The organism is Streptomyces sp. NPDC059788 (assembly GCF_042732265.1).
Lineage (GTDB): Bacteria > Actinomycetota > Actinomycetes > Streptomycetales > Streptomycetaceae > Streptomyces.
On the sequence record NZ_JBHWHY010000002.1, the window covers coordinates 124,316 to 141,727 of the forward strand.

16 protein-coding genes are annotated in these 17,412 nt (G+C 72.5%); 12 read left to right on the forward strand and 4 right to left on the reverse strand.

Features of this window, described 5'->3' with window-relative positions:
• Positions 1-155 precede the first annotated feature (155 nt).
• Positions 156-1,307: a nitronate monooxygenase gene (locus ACFV57_RS02380; protein ID WP_385224796.1), complete on the forward strand. Its 1,152-nt coding sequence runs from the start codon at positions 156-158 to the stop codon at positions 1,305-1,307.
• On the forward strand, positions 1,304-2,047 hold the full coding sequence (locus ACFV57_RS02385) for a 16S rRNA (uracil(1498)-N(3))-methyltransferase (protein WP_385224798.1): 744 nt from the start codon (positions 1,304-1,306) through the stop codon (positions 2,045-2,047). The genes ACFV57_RS02380 and ACFV57_RS02385 overlap by 4 nt, the downstream gene beginning before the upstream one ends.
• 139 nt (positions 2,048-2,186) lie before the next feature.
• On the opposite strand, the gene ACFV57_RS02390 is transcribed toward ACFV57_RS02385, so the two are convergent.
• Complete coding sequence (locus ACFV57_RS02390) at positions 2,187-2,615, reverse strand: OsmC family protein (protein ID WP_385224800.1); 429 nt, start codon at positions 2,613-2,615, stop codon at positions 2,187-2,189.
• A gap of 124 nt (positions 2,616-2,739) precedes the next feature.
• On the opposite strand from ACFV57_RS02390, the gene ACFV57_RS02395 reads away from it, so the two are divergent.
• The 3 genes from ACFV57_RS02395 (at position 2,740) to ACFV57_RS02405 (ending at position 5,042) form a co-directional block, all read left to right on the forward strand.
• On the forward strand, positions 2,740-3,564 hold the full coding sequence (locus ACFV57_RS02395) for a hypothetical protein (RefSeq protein WP_385224802.1): 825 nt from the start codon (positions 2,740-2,742) through the stop codon (positions 3,562-3,564).
• 193 nt (positions 3,565-3,757) lie between these two features.
• The gene (locus ACFV57_RS02400) at positions 3,758-4,114 is read left to right on the forward strand and encodes a histidine triad nucleotide-binding protein (RefSeq protein ID WP_385224804.1); all 357 of its coding nucleotides are present in this window, start codon (positions 3,758-3,760) and stop codon (positions 4,112-4,114) included.
• Between the two features lie 22 nt (positions 4,115-4,136).
• A complete protein-coding gene (locus ACFV57_RS02405) occupies positions 4,137-5,042 on the forward strand; it encodes a ribonuclease Z (protein ID WP_385224806.1) in 906 nt (301 codons plus the stop codon).
• Positions 5,043-5,067: 25 nt separating this feature from the next.
• Here the strand turns inward: ACFV57_RS02405 and ACFV57_RS02410 are convergent, their stop codons facing one another.
• Positions 5,068-5,862: an HAD family acid phosphatase gene (locus ACFV57_RS02410; RefSeq protein ID WP_385224808.1), complete on the reverse strand. Its 795-nt coding sequence runs from the start codon at positions 5,860-5,862 to the stop codon at positions 5,068-5,070.
• Between the two features lie 216 nt (positions 5,863-6,078).
• On the opposite strand from ACFV57_RS02410, the gene ACFV57_RS02415 reads away from it, so the two are divergent.
• The 3 genes from ACFV57_RS02415 to ACFV57_RS02425 all read left to right on the forward strand — a co-directional run bounded on the left by ACFV57_RS02415 (position 6,079) and on the right by ACFV57_RS02425 (position 9,346).
• Positions 6,079-7,527: an enolase C-terminal domain-like protein gene (locus ACFV57_RS02415; RefSeq protein ID WP_385224810.1), complete on the forward strand. Its 1,449-nt coding sequence runs from the start codon at positions 6,079-6,081 to the stop codon at positions 7,525-7,527.
• Between the two features lie 95 nt (positions 7,528-7,622).
• Positions 7,623-8,708 carry an S-(hydroxymethyl)mycothiol dehydrogenase gene (locus ACFV57_RS02420; RefSeq protein WP_385224812.1) on the forward strand — a complete coding sequence of 362 codons (1,086 nt, stop codon included), beginning with the start codon at positions 7,623-7,625 and terminating at the stop codon, positions 8,706-8,708.
• A complete protein-coding gene (locus ACFV57_RS02425) occupies positions 8,708-9,346 on the forward strand; it encodes an MBL fold metallo-hydrolase (protein ID WP_385224814.1) in 639 nt (212 codons plus the stop codon). Before ACFV57_RS02420 ends, ACFV57_RS02425 begins: the two co-directional genes overlap by 1 nt.
• 14 nt (positions 9,347-9,360) lie before the next feature.
• On the opposite strand, the gene ACFV57_RS02430 is transcribed toward ACFV57_RS02425, so the two are convergent.
• Positions 9,361-10,695 (reverse strand): 6-phospho-beta-glucosidase, encoded by a 1,335-nt coding sequence (locus tag ACFV57_RS02430; RefSeq protein WP_385224816.1) that lies wholly within the window; start codon positions 10,693-10,695, stop codon positions 9,361-9,363.
• 66 nt (positions 10,696-10,761) lie between these two features.
• Between ACFV57_RS02430 and ACFV57_RS02435 the strand changes: the two genes are divergently transcribed.
• The 4 genes from ACFV57_RS02435 to ACFV57_RS02450 all read left to right on the forward strand — a co-directional run bounded on the left by ACFV57_RS02435 (position 10,762) and on the right by ACFV57_RS02450 (position 16,142).
• A complete protein-coding gene (locus ACFV57_RS02435) occupies positions 10,762-11,988 on the forward strand; it encodes a carbohydrate kinase family protein (protein WP_385224818.1) in 1,227 nt (408 codons plus the stop codon).
• 214 nt (positions 11,989-12,202) lie between these two features.
• Positions 12,203-14,293: a PhoH family protein gene (locus ACFV57_RS02440; RefSeq protein ID WP_385224820.1), complete on the forward strand. Its 2,091-nt coding sequence runs from the start codon at positions 12,203-12,205 to the stop codon at positions 14,291-14,293.
• A 20-nt stretch (positions 14,294-14,313) separates the two neighbouring features.
• Positions 14,314-14,811: an rRNA maturation RNase YbeY gene (gene ybeY / locus ACFV57_RS02445; RefSeq protein ID WP_385224822.1), complete on the forward strand. Its 498-nt coding sequence runs from the start codon at positions 14,314-14,316 to the stop codon at positions 14,809-14,811.
• 14 nt (positions 14,812-14,825) lie between these two features.
• Complete coding sequence (locus tag ACFV57_RS02450; RefSeq protein ID WP_385224824.1) at positions 14,826-16,142, forward strand: hemolysin family protein; 1,317 nt, start codon at positions 14,826-14,828, stop codon at positions 16,140-16,142.
• Here the strand turns inward: ACFV57_RS02450 and ACFV57_RS02455 are convergent.
• Entirely contained in the window at positions 16,108-17,331 is a 1,224-nt protein-coding gene (locus ACFV57_RS02455) for an MFS transporter (protein WP_385224826.1), read from the reverse strand. The genes ACFV57_RS02450 and ACFV57_RS02455 overlap by 35 nt on opposite strands.
• Positions 17,332-17,412 lie beyond the last annotated feature (81 nt).

The window sequence follows — 17,412 nt, forward strand, 5'->3', positions numbered from 1 at the left end:
GGCGGCCGGGCTCACCAGCCCGGCCGCCGTTCCCGTTGTCCACCGCGCTGCCGTACGGTGTTCGCGCCCGAAGTGCCCTGATCGCCCGGCCTGTTTGATCTTGGTGCGTACGGCCCCGGTTCGGGGCCCGGCGTGCGGCGTGACACGATGTGGTCATGCCCACAGCGCTGACCGATCTCTGCCGCTATCCGATCGCGCAGGCCCCCATGGCAGGCGGCGTCGCCCGCCCGGAGCTGGCCGCCGCCGTCTGCGGAGCCGGCGGGCTCGGCTTCCTGGCCGCCGGGTACAAGACGGCGGACGGCATGTACCAGGAGATCAAGCAGCTGCGCGGGCTCACCGACCGCCCCTTCGGCGTCAACCTCTTCATGCCGCAGCCCTCGCTCGCCGACAACGCGGCCGTCGAGGTCTACCGCGAGCAGCTGGCGGGCGAGTCGGCCTGGTACGAGACCCCGCTGGACGACATCGACCCGTACGGCGGCGCCGACGACGGATACGAGGCGAAGCTCGCGATCCTGCGCGAGGACCCGGTGCCGGTCGTCTCGTTCCACTTCGGCTGTCCGTCCCGCGCGGTCCTCGACGGCTTCGCCAAGGTCGGTACGTACACGATCGTGACCGCCACCACGGCGGCCGAGGCACAGGCCGCGCAGTGGTCCGGCGCCGACGCGGTCTGCGTGCAGGGCGTCGAGGCCGGCGGCCACCAGGGCACCCACCGCGACGACCCGCAGGCCGACGGCACCGGCGCCGGGTTCGGGCTGCTGTCGCTGATCGCGCAGGTGCGCGAGGCGGTGCAGATACCGATCATCGCGGCGGGCGGCCTGATGCGCGGCTCGCAGATCGCCGCGGCGCTGGCGGCGGGCGCGGCGATGGCGCAGCTCGGTACGGCGTTCGTGGTCACCCCGGAGTCCGGCGCCAACGCGCTGCACAAGCAGGCGATGACCAACCCCCTGTTCACCCGCACCGAGCTGACTCGGGCCTTCTCCGGGCGCCCGGCCCGCGGCCTGGTGAACCGCTTCCTGCGCGAGCACGGCCCGTACGCCCCGGCCGCCTACCCGGCCGTGCACCACCTCACCTCGGGCCTGCGCAAGGCCGCCGCCAAGACCGGCGACGCCCAGGGCATGGCGCTGTGGGCGGGCCAGGGGCACCGGATGGCGCGGCAGCTCCCGGCCGGGCAGCTGGTCGAGGTGCTGATGGCCGAACTGGAGGCGGCGCGCGCCGGGTTGACCGTGGGGGACGCGCACGAGTCCGGTCCGGCGGAGAACCACCTGCCCGGTACGGGGCTGCCGGGCGAGCTGGGAGGTGCGCTGTGACGGCGCCGGTCTTCCTCGTCGAGGACGTCCCGGGGCCGGGCGAGACCGTCCTGGACGGGCCCGAGGGGCGGCACGCGGTCTCCGTACGGCGGCTTCGCGCGGGCGAGCCCGTGGTGCTGACGGACGGGCGGGGCAGCGGCGCGGTGGGCGTGGTGCGGGCGGCCGAGGGCAAGGACCGGCTGGTCGTCGAGGTGACCGGGGCGCAGGTCGAGCCGGAGCCGTCGCCCCGGATCACCGTCGTGCAGGCTCTGCCCAAGGGTGACCGCGGCGAACTGGCCGTGGAGACCATGACGGAGACCGGTGTGGACGCCATCGTCCCGTGGGCCGCGTCCCGTTGCATCACGCAGTGGAAGGGCGAGCGGGCCGCGAAGTCCCTCGCCAAGTGGCGCAACACGGCCCGTGAGGCGGGCAAGCAGGCACGTCGGCTGCGCTTTCCCGAGGTCGCCGACCTGATGTCGACCAAGCAGGTCGCGGCGCTGCTGTCGGAGGCGGACTTCGCCGCCGTACTGCACGAGGACCGCGACGCGGGCAGCGCGCCGCTGGCGGCCGCCGAACTGCCGTCGAGCGGCCGGATCGTGCTCGTGGTCGGCCCCGAAGGCGGGGTGTCGCCGGAGGAGTTGGCGGCGTTCGAGGAGTCGGGCGCCAAGGCGTACCGGCTCGGGTGGAGCGTGCTGCGGACGTCCACGGCGGGTACGGCGGCCACGGCGCTGCTGTTGGGCCGTACGGGCCGCTGGAGCTGACCGGACGCCAGGCGCCGCAGGACACGCGCCGGGGCGCGTCGGGACAGGTCCGGACGTGACCGCACGTGTCAGAACCGGGGCAGCGGCGGGGCAGCGGCGTACGTGACGCCGCGGCCCCGCCGTCCCACAGGCCGCCGGATCAGACCAGCTCCGCCTGGAGGGTGATGTTCTTGACACCGGCCAGCGCCTGGCTCACCGGGCAGTTCTTCTTCGCGTCCTCGGCCGCGGCCTGGAAGTCCTCCTCGGACAGGCCGGGCACGCTGGCCTTGACGGTCAGCACGATGCCGGTGATGCCCTCGCCGGGCTGGAAGGTCACGTCGGCCTGGGTGTCCAGCGCCGCGACGGTGTAGCCCTTGCCCGCGAGGCCGTGCGAGAAGGCCATCGAGTAGCAGGACGAGTGGGCCGCCGCGATCAGCTCCTCGGGGCTGGTGACGCCGTTCGGCTGCTCGGCGCGGGCCGGCCAGTTCACGTCGAACGTGCCGACGTTGGAGGAGGCGAGGGCGACGCTGCCCTTGCCCTCCATGAGGTTGCCTTCCCAGTGGGTGGCGGCGGTGCGGGTGGTTGCCATGGTGGACGACTCCTGATGTGGGCGGACGACGGTCTGTGCTGGATCAGCTTAGTGAAACCGGTGGCGCGCACACTGGCCGAGCCGTGGCTGTTGGTCCGGCCGCGGCGGTGGGAGGCTGCCGGACATGGGGGCCATAGGGCGCTTACGAGACGTACGGCACGGGCGGGCCCGGCACGCGCGGACCGGCCGGTGCCGGTTCGGCGGGGCGCGGCGCGGCAGGCTGCTGGCGGTGGTGGGCGCCGCGGGCGCCGCGATCGTCGGCGTGTCCGCGTGCGAGCCGGCCGGCGGTCTGAACACCTCGGCGATCGCCGTCACCACCGACCAGGCGGGCACGCGGGCGCTGGTGGCGGCCGGTGTCAACGTGAGCTGGCTGAGCTGTACGGCGACACTCCGGGGGGACCAGCGGGCCACCGCCAACCCGACGGCCACCGCGACCCGGAAGGCGGTCGCCACCGTCGACTGCCAGGGCCAGACCGCCCACGGCAGCAAGATCACCATCACCGGCTGGGTCACCTCCGGAGTCGACGGCCGCTGCGTACGTGGCCGGCTGACCGCGCGCGTCGCCGGACAGGTCGTCTTCCGGGTGGGCGTGCTCGGCGACTGCGATGCGGACGAGCCGACCGGCACCTCGCGGCCGACCGTCACCCACACGGTCCAGCCACCCAGCAGCGGTCACACGTCCGAGCACCCGCCGTACACCCCGCCCGTCACGGTCACCGTCACGGCCCAGCCGTCCCACCCCGACCCGGATCCCGACCCGGACCCGTCACCCAGCGACACCTGCACGGACGACTCGCACGACCACGACGGTCAGGGCGACGGCCACGACGGTCAGGGCAACCACGACGACCACGGCAACCACGACGGGCAGGACGGCGGTCAGGACGGCGGCCACGACGGCCAAGGCGACCACCAGGACCAGCACCCCACCTGGGCGGCAGAACACTGACCACCACCGCCCCGCCGGCCACCTCCCCACCAGCAACCGTGGCAACTCCCGCCCCGGCCGCATCACCCCGCACGGGCGGACCGGTAACATCCGGTCCCGTAGACGTGATGGTGACGCGACACGGCGCGGTACGGGCGGGCTCCGGACGAACGGGCCGCCGGATACCGGCCGACGACCCGGGAGGAGCCCACCGGTGGCGGGAGAACCGCAGGCCGATTGCCTGTTCTGCAAGATCGTGGCCGGCGAGGTGCCCGCGACGATCGTGCGGGAGACCGAGACGACCCTGGCGTTCCGGGACATCAGCCCGCAGGCGCCGACGCACGTCCTGGTCATTCCCAAGGTGCACTACGCCAACGCCGGCGAGCTGGCCGCTGCCGAGCCGCGGATCGCCGGTGAGGTGCTGAGCGAGGCCGCCGCCGTGGCCGGGGACGAGAAGGTCGACTCGACCGGCTACCGGATCATCTTCAACACCGGTCCGGGCGCCGGGCAGACCGTCTTCCACGCCCACGCGCACGTGCTGGGCGGCCGCGACCTCCAGCGCCTGGTCTGACCGGACCGGAAGCCGCCGCACCGTGTCCGTACGCGAGTTCGTCGTCCTCGGCACCGCCAGCCAGGTGCCCACCCGGCACCGCAACCACAACGGCTATGTGCTGCGCTGGGACGGCGAGGGCATCATGTTCGACCCCGGCGAGGGCACCCAGCGGCAGCTGCTGCGTGCCGGGGTCGCCGCCCACGACCTCAACCGGATCTGCGTCACGCACTTCCACGGCGACCACTCGCTGGGCCTCGCCGGGGTCATCCAGCGCATCAACCTCGACCGGGTGCCGCACCCGGTCACCGCGCACTACCCGGCGAGCGGCCAACGCTTCTTCGACCGGCTGCGGTACGCCACCGCCTACCGCGAGACGGTGCGGCTGGCCGAGGAGCCGGTGGCCGCCGACGGGGTGCTCGCCCGTACCCCGTCGTACGTCCTGGAGGCCCGCAAGCTCTCCCACCCGGTCGAGTCGTACGGCTACCGCCTCATCGAGCCGGACGGGCGCCGGATGCTGCCGGAGCGGCTCGCCGCGCACGGCATCGCCGGGCCGGACGTCGGGCGGCTCCAGCGCGACGGCGTGCTGAACGGCGTCACCCTCGACGAGGTCAGCGAGGTCCGGCGGGGCCAGCGCTTCGCCTTCGTGATGGACACCCGGCTGTGCGACGGGGTGCACGCGCTCGCCGAGGGCTGCGATCTGCTCGTCATCGAGTCGACGTTCCTCGACGAGGACGCGCGGCTGGCCGCCGACCACGGCCACCTGACGGCGGGCCAGGCGGCGCGCGCCGCCGCCGAGGCGGGCGTGCGCCATCTGGTCCTCACCCACTTCTCCCAGCGCTATGCGGACCCGGGGGAGTTCGAGCGCCAGGCGCGGGCGGCCGGTTTCGCGGGCGAACTGACCATCGCCCGCGATCTGATGCGCGTGCCGGTCCCCAAGCGCACCTGAGGACCGCGCACGCACCGCCCGCGGGTCAGGGCAGGAAGTACATCGGGTTCGGCAGCTTGAACGTCTTGTCGCCGTAGCCGCCGTTCAAGTCGCTGTACTGGTCGCCGAAGTTGGCGACGATGTTGTAGCCCTGCGACTCGATGTGCTTGCGGGTGCCCGCCTTGAACTCGACCGTCGAGCACTTGGCGCCGCACGGCAGGTAGGCCGGCGGGTTCTTCTTGTCCTTCAGGTAGACGTGCTTGCGGTCGAGCGGGACGCCGTAGCCGACGTTCTTCAGGTTGCGCACGCTCCACTCGCGCTGCGCCTCCTTGCGGCCGGTGACGAAGAAGACCTCGTACCCCTTGCCGTGCGCCCAGTTGACCAGGCGGTCCATGCCGAAGACCGGGGCCATGTCGGTGCTCGCCAGGTACTTGTCCTGGGCCGCCTCGGTGTGGTGGAAGCCGACCTGGAGCTCGTAGTTGTACGTCAGCAGCGTCGTGTCGTCCATGTCCAGGACGATGGCGGGCTTCTTGCCGTGGTGGTGCTTGGCGGCGGACTTGGCCAGGTAGCGGCGGGCGGAGTCCGTGATGCCGCGCATCTGCTTGGCGTAGTTGCTGCGGGGCGAGGCGTAGTGCTGCCCGTCCGCGGTCACCGTGTCGCCGTAGTACGCCTTGATCCGGTCCTGTACCTGGGTGAGGTTCGGGATCTCCTTGTCCGTACGCGGTACGGAGTGCTCGGCGGTGGCCTGGCCGACGCCGAACGCCGCGGTGCCGGCGACGACCACGGTGGCGGCCGCGGCGCCGAGGCGGACACGGCGGCGGGTGAGGAGGGGGTGGCGCATGTGCTGCTCCTAGGTGAACCGGTGGGGGCCACTCAGGTTTAACAGAGCGTTTATGTGGACATCTACGCGCGAAGATTCAATGGTTGGTAAAGGCTGGCCGGAATCGCCGGAATGGCCGGTTACGTTCGGCTGCCTGGCGGCATCCGGCCGGGCTTCGCGCCGGCGCCGGACATACCCATTGACACCGCTCCCGCCCCGTACCTACCGTCCGTCTCCATGGACGGACAGCGTCTGCATACGGAAACCCATCCGACGCACCTTGAGCCGCAGCCGCAGCGCTCCCCGCAGCCGCAGCAGCCCTCCGCGGCCTCCACCACCGGCACCGCCTCCACCACCCGCCGCAGCGCCCCCGCCACCCCCACCACCATCACCGCGATCCGTCTCACCCCCATCCTCGTGGCCGACCCGCCCCTGCTGAACACCCAAGGCGTCCACCAGCCGTACACCCCCCGCCTGATCGTCGAAGTGACCACGGCGGGCGGCGCGACCGGCCTCGGCGAGACCTACGGCGACACGAAGTACCTCGACCTCGCGCGGCCCCTGGCCGACGCCCTGACCGGCCGCCAGGTCACGGACCTGAACGCCCTGCCGCGCCTCGCGGCCGAGGTCTGCGGCGACTCCACGGCGGCCACCGGGGCCGACGACGTCACCGCGGGCGGCCTGCGCGGTGTACAGACCGCGGACAAGCTGCGGCTGTCCGTCCTCTCCGGCTTCGAGGTCGCCTGCCTGGACGCCTGGGGCCGGCTCGCCGGTCTGCCCGTCCATGCCCTGCTCGGCGGCAAGGTCCGCGACCGCGTCGACTACAGCGCCTACCTCTTCTACCGCTGGGCCGGACACCCCGGCGGCCGCGGCGGACCCGACGAAGGGGGCGGACCCGACGACTGGGGCGCTGCCCTCGACCCGCCCGGCATCGTCGCCCAGGCCCGCCGCTTCCGTGACACGTACGGCTTCCGCTCCTTCAAGCTCAAGGGCGGTGTCTTCGAGCCCGCCCAGGAGATCGCCGCGGTACGGGCCCTGGCCGCCGCCTTCCCCGGCCACCCCCTGCGCCTCGACCCGAACGGCGCCTGGAGCGTCCCCACGTCCATCGAGGTCGCCCGCGAACTGCAGGACGTCCTCGAATACCTGGAGGACCCCACCAGCACCACCGCCCACATGGCCGAGGTCGCCGCCCGTACGGACCTGCCGCTCGCCACGAACATGTGCGTGACCACCTTCGCCGAGATCCGGGAGGCGTTCACCCGGGACGCCGTCCAGGTCGTCCTCTGCGACCACCACTACTGGGGCGGCCTGCGCAACACCCGCGAACTCGCCGCCGTCTGCCGCGCCTTCGGCGTCGGCCTGTCCATGCACTCCAACACCCACCTGGGTATCAGCCTCGCCGCCATGACCCACGTCGCCGCGACCGTCCCCGGCCTCGATCACGCCTGCGACACCCATTACCCCTGGCAGCGGGAGGACGTCCTGACCGAACGCCTCGCCTTCACGGACGGCGCGCTGCCGGTGTCCGACGCCCCGGGCCTCGGTGTCACCCTGGACCGCGACCGCCTGGCGGCCCTCCACGAGCGCTGGCTCGCCGACGACGGCACGCTGCGCGACCGCGACGACGCGGCGGCGATGCGGGCGGCCGACCCGGAATGGGTGGTGCCGGAGGTGCCGCGCTGGTGAACGGCGCGTCGCGGCCGGTGACGCGCGGGCGCTCCGGGTGCCGGGGACGCGTACCGTATTCATCCCGTACGTGATCTTTGGAGGGAGCTGTCCCGATGGCACAGGAAGTGCGTGGCGTCATCGCGCCGGGCAAGAACGAGCCGGTGCGGCTGGAGACGATCCTGGTGCCGGACCCCGGACCGGGCGAGGCCGTGGTGAAGGTGCAGGCGTGCGGAGTGTGCCACACGGACCTGCACTACAAGCAGGGCGGGATCAACGACGAGTTCCCGTTCCTGCTGGGGCACGAGGCGGCGGGCGTCGTGGAGTCCGTCGGGGCGGGCGTGACCGATGTGGCGCCCGGGGACTTCGTGGTGCTGAACTGGCGAGCGGTGTGCGGAAAGTGCCGGGCATGCCGGCGCGGACGGCTGGAGTACTGCTTCGACACGCACAACGCGCGGCAGAAGATGACGCTGAAGGACGGCACCGAGCTGACGCCCGCGCTCGGCATCGGCGCGTTCGCGGACAAGACCCTCGTCGCGGCGGGGCAGTGCACCAAGGTCGACCCCGAGGTGTCCCCGGCCGTGGCCGGGCTGCTGGGCTGCGGCGTGATGGCCGGCATCGGCGCGGCGATCAACACCGGCGAGGTGGGCCGCGGCGACAGCGTCGCGGTCATCGGCTGCGGCGGCGTCGGTGACGCGGCGATCGTCGGCGCCCGGCTGGCCGGCGCGTCCCGGATCATCGCCGTGGACGTGGAGGACCGCAAGCTCTCCATGGCCAAGACCATGGGCGCCACCCACACCGTCAACTCGCGCGCCGCCGACCCCGTCGAGGCGATCCGCGAGCTGACCGGCGGCTTCGGCGCCGACGTGGTGATCGACGCGGTCGGGCGCCCCGAGACGTACCGGCAGGCGTTCTACGCCCGCGACCTGGCCGGCACGGTCGTCCTGGTCGGCGTGCCGACGCCGGAGATGAAGCTGGAACTGCCGCTGCTGGACGTGTTCGGCCGCGGCGGCGCCCTGAAGTCGTCCTGGTACGGCGACTGCCTGCCGTCCCGCGACTTCCCGATGCTGATCGACCTGCACCAGCAGGGCCGCATCGACCTGGCGGGCTTCGTGACGGAGACCATCGGCATCGAGGACGTGGAGCACGCCTTCGAGCGGATGCACCAGGGCGACGTGCTGCGCTCGGTGGTGACGCTCTGATGGCGGCCCGCGTCGACCACCTCGTCACGTCCGGCACGTTCTCGCTGGACGGCGGCACCTGGGACGTCGACAACAACGTCTGGATCGTCGGCGACGACATCGAGGCCGTCGTCGTCGACGCCGCCCACGACGCCGACGCGATCTTCGACGCGCTCGACGGCCGGACGCTGCGCGCGATCATCTGCACGCACGCGCACAACGACCACATCGACGCGGCCCCGGCGCTCGCCGCCCGTACCGGCGCCCCCATCCACCTGCACCCGGACGACCTGCCGCTGTGGCGGCAGACCCACCCGGACCGGGCGCCGGAGGAGTCCCTGGCGGACGGCCAGGTGCTGACCATCGGAGGCGTCGACCTGACCGTGCTGCACACCCCCGGCCATGCGCCGGGCGCGGTCTGCCTGTACGCGCCGGACCTGGGGGAACACGGCACGGTGTTCACCGGCGACACCCTCTTCCAGGGCGGTCCCGGCGCCACCGGCCGGTCGTTCTCCGACTTCCCGACCATCGTCGGGTCGATCCGCGACCGGCTGCTGACGCTGCCCCCGCAGACCGAGGTCCGTACGGGGCACGGCGACGGCACGACGATCGGGGCCGAGGCCCCGCACCTGGACGAATGGGTGAAGCGGGGGCACTGAGCCCCCGGTCCGCCTCAGTCCGTGGCCGCCCGCTCCAGGATGCGGGCGGCCACGGCCGGCGAGTCCACGAGCGGGTGCAGGGCCATCGCGCGCAGCGCCGCGTCCCGGTCCTTGAACTCCGCGGCCTCGACCGTGGCCAGCTCGACGGCCTTGAGCTGGAGCATCAGCCCCAGCTGGTCCGCGCGCAGGGGCGCGCACGGCAGCGGTCGCGCGCCGTGCGCGTCCACCTCGCACACCGTCTCGATGATCGCCTCGGGCGCGAGCTGCGGCACGGTCGTACCGTTGCGCACGTTCAGGATGAGGCGCGCGTGCCGGTCGCCCGCGACGGCGCGCATGACGGCCAGCGCCACCTGGTCGTAGCCGCCGCCTTCCAGATCACAGGTGTCGCGCTGCCAGCCGCCGGACGCCTCCCGGCTGTCGGCCATGTACGTCTCCTCGCGCTCCTGCCGGGTGCGCTCCCAGAGCGCGTACGCCTCCTCGGGAGAGACGTCCCTCGCCGCTTCGAAGAAGCCGCCCTGCTGCTGGTCCAGGAACTCCCCGCGGGTCTCGGACACGCTCTGCACGGAGGCGAGCGTCTCGCGGCGGAAGTAGTAGTAGTGCAGGTATTCGTTGGGGATCGAGCCCAGCGCGCGCAGCCAGTCGGCGCCGAAGAGTTTCCCCTCCTCGAAGGAGGTGAGGGCGTCGGTGTCGGACAGCAGGGAACCCAGCAGGTCCGTGCCGTCCTCCGAGGTCAAGGAGCGCAGCCAGCCGAGGTGGTTGAGGCCGACGTAGTCGTACGCCACCCGGTCCGGATCGGCACCCGCGGCCCGCGCCGCGCGCCGCACCAGCCCGACGGGCGAATCACAGATGCCGATCACCCGCCCGCCCAGCACCTGCGACATCGCCTCGGTGACGATCCCGGCCGGATTGGTGAAGTTCACGACCCAGGCGTCCGGCGCGAGCGCCGCCACCCGCTCGGCGATCCGCAGCGCGACGGGCACCGTGCGCAGCCCGTACAGCACACCGCCCGCACCCACCGTCTCCTGGCCCAGCACACCCGCGTCCAGCGGAATCCGCTCGTCCGCGATCCGCCCCGCGGTGCCGCCGACCCGGATCGCGGAGAACACGAAGTCCGTACCGCGCAGCGCGTCGTCCAGGGACTCGGCGATCCGTACGCGCACCGGGGACGGCCGCCCCGGGCCGGTCCGCCGCTCGGCCTGCCGGGCGAGCACGGAGGCGATCACGGCCACCCGCCGCGGATCGGTGTCGTACAGCGTCACCTCGGATACGGCCTGCGCGGGATCGTCCAGCAGCGCGCGGTGCACGAGCGGTACCCGGAAACCCCCGCCGCCCAAAATCGTGAGCCTCATGGGCCGGAACGTACCGCAGCATCGGGCAGACTGGCGTCACGTGCACGGAAGAGAGGGGCAGGCACGGTGAGCACACACGATGTCCAGCGAACCACGGGCCACGGTCCGGCCGGCCACGTACCACCGGGCCCCGCACCCGCGCTCGACCCCCTGGCCGCCGTACGGGCCGACGCCGATCCGCCCACCGACGTCTACCTCACCGGCACGGTCTTCCTGGACATCATCTTCACCGGCCTGGACTCGGCCCCCGTACGCGGCACGGAGTCCTGGGCGCGCGGCATGGGCTCCAGCCCCGGCGGCGTCGCCAACATGGCCACCGCGCTGGCCCGCCTGGGCCTGCGCACCTCCCTCGCCGCGGCCTTCGGCGACGACATGTACGGCGAGTACTGCTGGGAGGCGCTGGAGCGGGGCGAACACGTCGACCTCTCGCTGTCCCGCACCGTCGCCGGCTGGCACTCGCCGGTCACCGTCTCCATGGCGTACGAGGGCGAGCGCACCATGGTCTCGCACGGCCACGAGGCGCCCAGCGGCCCCGCCCGCACCGCCTTCGACGGCAAGCACGCGCCGGGCTGCCCGCCGCCGTCCCGGGCCTGCGTCGCCTCGCTGACGCCCGGCAGCCCCGAGGGCTGGCTCGGCTGCGCCGCCCACCGCGGCAGCCGGATCTTCGCGGACGTCGGCTGGGACGACACCGGCCGCTGGGACCCGGCCGACCTCGCCGAACTGGAGCACTGCGAGGCCTTCCTGCCCAACGCGGAGGAGGCGATGCGCTACACCCGCCTGGACTGCCCGCGCGCCGCCGCCCGCAAGCTGGCCGACCTGGTGCCGGTCGCCGTGGTCACGCTGGGCGCCGAGGGCGCGTACGCGGTGGACGGGCGGACCGGCGAGACCGCCGAGGTGCCCGCCATCGCGGTGGAGGCCATGGACCCGACCGGCGCCGGCGACGTCTTCGTGGCGGGCTTCGTCACGGGCTCGCTGGCCGGCTGGCCGCTGGCCGACCGGCTCGCCTTCGCGGGACTGTCCGCCGCGCTGTCCGTACAGGAGTTCGGCGGGTCGCTGTCCGCGCCGGGCTGGGTGGAGATCGCGGCGTGGTGGCAGCGGGTGACGGCGGCGGAGGCGTACGGACGGACACCGCCCGCGCCCACTGACGGCGGCACCGCCCCCGCGGCCTGCGCCGAGAACGCGGCCGCGCTGCGCCGCCGCTACGCCTTCCTGGACGCGCTGCTGCCCACCGCCGCCCGCGCCTGGCCGCTGGCCCGCGCCCTGCCGACGCTGGGCTTCCGCCGCCCCGCGTGAACGGCCGGCCGACCCCACGTGAACGTCCGGCCACGCGCGGGACCCCCGGCTTTCGGCGGCCCGTCACCCGGGGAACACGGGAACAGGGGAACGCCGGAAAAGGCTTCGGGCTTGTCAGTGCACCGTCGTACCCTTGGTATCCCAAGGAGCCGAGCTACGGGGCACGCCCCCGCAGCGCAACGAATGGGGGATGAGCAGGCCACAGAGCCGGCCCATGACTCAGACACCTACACGACCGCAGGCGCACGCCCAGTTCACCGTCCCCGCCAAGCACCCGATGGTGACGGTCCTGGGGTCCGGGGACGCCCTGCTGCGCGTCATCGAGAACGCCTTCCCCGCCACCGACATCCACGTACGGGGCAACGAGATCCGGGCGACCGGCGACCCCGCGGAAGTGGCCCTGATCCAGCGCCTCTTCGACGAGATGATGCTGGTCCTGCGCACCGGCCAGCCGATGACGGAGGACGCGGTGGAGCGCTCCATCGCCATGCTGCGCTCCGCGGCGAACGGCGAGGGCGCGGCGAGCGAGACCCCCGCCGAGGTGCTCACCCAGAACATCCTGTCCAACCGCGGCCGCACCATCCGCCCCAAGACCCTCAACCAGAAGCGCTACGTCGACGCCATCGACCAGCACACGGTCGTCTTCGGCATCGGCCCCGCCGGCACCGGCAAGACCTACCTCGCCATGGCCAAGGCCGTCCAGGCCCTGCAGTCCAAGCAGGTCAACCGCATCATCCTGACCCGCCCCGCGGTCGAGGCCGGCGAACGCCTGGGCTTCCTGCCCGGCACCCTCTACGAAAAGATCGACCCGTACCTGCGCCCGTTGTACGACGCCCTGCACGACATGCTCGACCCGGACTCGATTCCGCGGCTGATGGCGGCGGGGACGATCGAGGTGGCGCCGCTCGCATATATGCGTGGCCGCGCGCAACCGATCTTCACGAACGTCCTGACTCCGGACGGCTGGCGCCCCATCGGCGATCTCCAGGTGGGCGATCTCGTCATAGGGTCGAACGGTGAGCCCACCCCCGTCCTCGGTGTCTATCCGCAGGGCGAGAAGGACATCTACCGCGTCACCGCACAGGACGGTTCCTGGACCCTGTGCTGCGGCGAGCACCTGTGGACGGTCCGCACCGCTTCGGACAAGCGCCGGGACAAGCCGTGGCGGGTCCTGGAGACCAAGGAGATGATCGGCAACCTCCGCGCGGCGCAGGCCCGCCGCTACGAGCTGCCGCTGCTCACCGCTCCGGTCTGCTTCCCCGAGCGCGCTGTTCCGCTGGACCCGTACGCGCTGGGCCTGCTGCTCGGTGACGGCTGCATCACAGGCAGCACGACGCCTTCGTTCTCCACCGATGACCCGGAACTGGCCACCGCTCTCGGCGCGGCGCTGCCCGGTGTGTCCGTCCGGCGGAAGAACGACGTCGACTACGTGCTCAACCGCGTCAAGGCGCCGGGCGACGTCGTAACGCTGGAGAACCCGGTCACGGGCGCTCTGCGGGCCCTGGATCTGCTCGGCACCAGGTCGTACTCGAAGTTCGTGCCGGACGACTACCTCCAGAACTCCGCCGAGGTCCGTCTCGCCGTCCTTCAGGGGCTGCTCGACTCCGACGGCGGCCCGGTGACCCAGGCCGACCGTACCTGCCGCATCCAGTACACGACGGCGTCGATCCTGCTCCGGGACGACATCATCGCGCTGGTCCAGTCGCTGGGCGGCGTCGCCTACAGCCGCCGCCGGGCGGCCGAGGGCCGGAGGCCGGGACGGGCGGGTGGTCGCGATGTCGCCCAGCGACTGGACGCGCACATCGTCGACATCCGTCTCCCCGAAGGCATCGAGCCCTTCCGCCTCGCCCGCAAGGCCGAGAAGTACCACGCGGCCGGGGGCGGCGGACGTCCGATGCGGTTCATCGACTCCATCGAGCCCGCGGGGCGCGAGGAAGCGGTGTGCATCCAGGTGGCGGCCGAGGACTCGTTGTACGTCACACAGGACTACCTGCTGACGCACAACACCCTCAACGACGCCTTCATCATCCTCGACGAGGCGCAGAACACCAGCCCCGAGCAGATGAAGATGTTCCTCACCCGGCTCGGGTTCGATTCGAAGATCGTCATCACCGGTGACATCACGCAGATCGACCTGCCGGGCGGTACGAAGAGCGGTCTGCGGCAGGTGCAGGAGATTCTGGAGGGGCTGGACGACGTGCACTTCTCGCGTCTCACCAGCCAGGACGTCGTCCGGCACAAGCTCGTCGGCCGTATTGTCGATGCGTACGAGAAGTACGACAGCCAAAACGGCAAGCGAACCTGAGAAACGAGAAGCAGCACTACATGTCGATCGACGTCAACAACGAGTCCGGTACGGACATCGACGAGCAGGCGATTTTGGACGTCGCCCGCTACGCCGTGGCCCGGATGCGCATCCACCCGCTCTCCGAGCTGTCGGTCATCGTCGTCGACGCCGACGCCATGGAACAGCTCCACATCCAGTGGATGGACCTGCCGGGTCCGACCGATGTCATGTCCTTCCCGATGGACGAGCTGCGTCCGCCGGCCAAGGACGACGAGGAGCCCCCGCAGGGGCTCCTCGGTGACATCGTGCTGTGCCCGGAGGTCGCCAAGAGGCAGGGCGAGGAGGCGCCGACGCAGCACAGCATGGACGAGGAGCTCCAGCTGCTGACCGTGCACGGCGTCCTGCACCTGCTCGGGTACGACCACGAGGAGCCCTCCGAGAAGGCCGAGATGTTCGGCCTCCAGGCGGCGATCGTCGACGGCTGGCGTGCCGAGCGCGGGCTGACGGGTCCGTCGCCGGCCCCGACCGTCACCTGACGGCGGGAGATCCGGTGACCACCCAGCTGATCGCGGTCGCGGTCCTCCTCGTCGTCGTCGCGTGGCTCGCGGCCTGCGCCGAGGCGGGCCTCGCCCGTACGACGAGCTTCCGGGCGGAGGAGGCCGTACGGTCCGGGCGGCGCGGCAGCGCGAAGCTGGCCGCCGTCGCCGCCGATCCGGTCCGCTATCTGAACGTGGCGCTGCTGGTGCGCGTCGGCTGCGAGATGGCGGCCGGGGTGCTGGTGACATACGCCTGCCTGCGCTCCTTCGAGGCGACCTGGCAGGCGCTGACCGTGGCCATCGCGGTGATGGTGCTGGTCTCCTACGTCGCGGTCGGCGTCTCGCCCCGTACGATCGGCCGCCAGCACCCGCTGAACACCGCCACCGCCGCGGCGTATGTGCTGCTGCCGCTGGCCCGGATCATGGGGCCGATTCCGCGGTTGCTGATTCTTCTGGGCAATGCGCTGACGCCGGGCAAGGGGTTCCGGCAGGGCCCCTTCGCCTCCGAGGCGGAGCTGCGCTCGCTGGTCGACCTCGCGGAGAAGGAGTCGCTGATCGAGGACGAGGAGCGCCGTATGGTGCACTCCGTCTTCCAGCTCGGCGACACCCTCGTGCGCGAGGTGATGGTGCCGCGTACGGACCTGATCTCGGTCGAGCGCTTCAAGACCATCCGCCAGGCGCTGACCCTCGCGCTGCGCTCCGGTTTCTCCCGTATCCCGGTGACGGGGGAGAACGAGGACGACGTGGTGGGCATCGTGTACGTCAAGGATCTCGCCCGCAAGGTGCACATCAGCCGGGACGCGGAGACGGAGCTGGTCTCGACGGCCATGCGGCCCGCCGTCTTCGTGCCCGACACGAAGAACGCGGGCGACCTGCTGCGTGAGATGCAGCAGGACCGCAACCACGTCGCGGTCGTCATCGACGAGTACGGCGGCACGGCCGGCATCGTGACGATCGAGGACATCCTGGAGGAGATCGTCGGCGAGATCACCGACGAGTACGACCGGGAGCTGCCGCCCGTCGAGGAGCTGGGCGACGGCCGCTACCGGGTCACGGCCCGGCTGGACATCGGCGACCTCGGTGAGCTGTACGGCTTCGCGGAGCTGGACGACGAGGACGTGGAGACGGTCGGCGGTCTGCTCGCCAAGCACCTGGGCCGGGTGCCGATCGCGGGTGCCACGGCCGAGATCGATCTCAGCGACAACGCGTCCGCCCTCTCGCCGAAGGCGCTGCGGCTGACCGCGGAGGCCCCGGCCGGGCGCCGCAACAAGATCGTCACGGTGCTGTGCGAGCCGGTCAGGGGCGACGACGACGCAGGCGGTCGGGACTGACCGCGACGAGCAGTCCGGCGAGCGCCGTGGCGGCCCCGGTGGCCACCACGGCGGGCCAGCCGCCGCCGGACCACGCCACCGTGCCCACCAGCGAGCCGACGGCGATGCCGGAGAAGCGCAGGGTGAAGTAGAGGGTGTTGAGGCGGCTGTGCACGGCGGGGTCGAGGCTGAACAGCGCCGTCTGCGACGCGGCCTGGCCGCCCCAGACGCCGACGTCCAGCACGACCACGCCGGCCAGCAGCCAGACCAGGGCGGTGCCGCCCGGCAGCAGGAGCAGCCAGCCCGCGAGCACCAGGCCGATCAGCGCGGCCAGCGCGCCGCGCCGCCCGAGCCGGTCGGCCAGCCGTCCCGCGTACGGCGAGGCCAGCGCGCTCGCCGCGGCGACCAGTCCGAACAGCCCGATCTCGGTCGACCCGTACCCGTACTGCCGCTCCAGCAGGAACGTCAGCGTCGTCCAGAACGCGCCGAACGCGACACCGACCAGCGCGCCGGACACGGTGATCCGCCGGACCAGCGGGTGGGCGGCGAACAGCCGCGGCAGCGAGGCGAGCGTCGTCCGGTACGGGGCGGCCGCGGCCGCCGGGACGCGGGGCAGGGCCCGGCTCAGGACGGCCATGGTCAGCAGCGTCAGCACACATGAGCAGCCGAACACCGCGCGCCAGCCGACCTGCTCCGCCAGCGCCCCCGAGTACGCGCGGGAGGCCAGCACCCCGATCAGCAGCCCGGCCTGTACGGTGCCGACGACCCGGCCCCGGTCCGCGTCGCCGCCGCCCGCGGCCAGTGCGACGGCGAGCGGCGTGACGAGCTGCGGTACGGGCGAGAGCAGACCGACGGCGAAGCCGGCCACCACCAGCCAGGTGACGGTGGGCGCGAGGGCGCAAGCGGCGAGCGCGAGGGCGGAGGCCGCGCCGAGGCCGAGGATCAGCCGTCGCCGGTCGTGGCTGTCGCCGGCCGGGACGAGCAGCAGGATGCCCGCCGCGTAGCCGAGCTGGGTGGCGGTGGGCACCGCGCCGAGGACGTCCGGGGCCACTTCGAAGGAGTGGGCGGCGGCGCCCAGCAGCGGCTGGTTCAGGTAGACGTTGGCGGCGGTGACGGCGCAGGTCGCGGCGAGCAGCAGTGCCGTCGGGCGGGTCAGGCCGGGGCGGGGCGGGCGGGCGGTGCGCGGGGGAGCGGAGGCGGGTTCGATCACATGAGTCGACGCTAGGGCGGGGCGGGGTGGCAGGCTTGTGCGGGAGTGCCATGTTCTGTCGAGAACGTGCCAGGTGCCAAG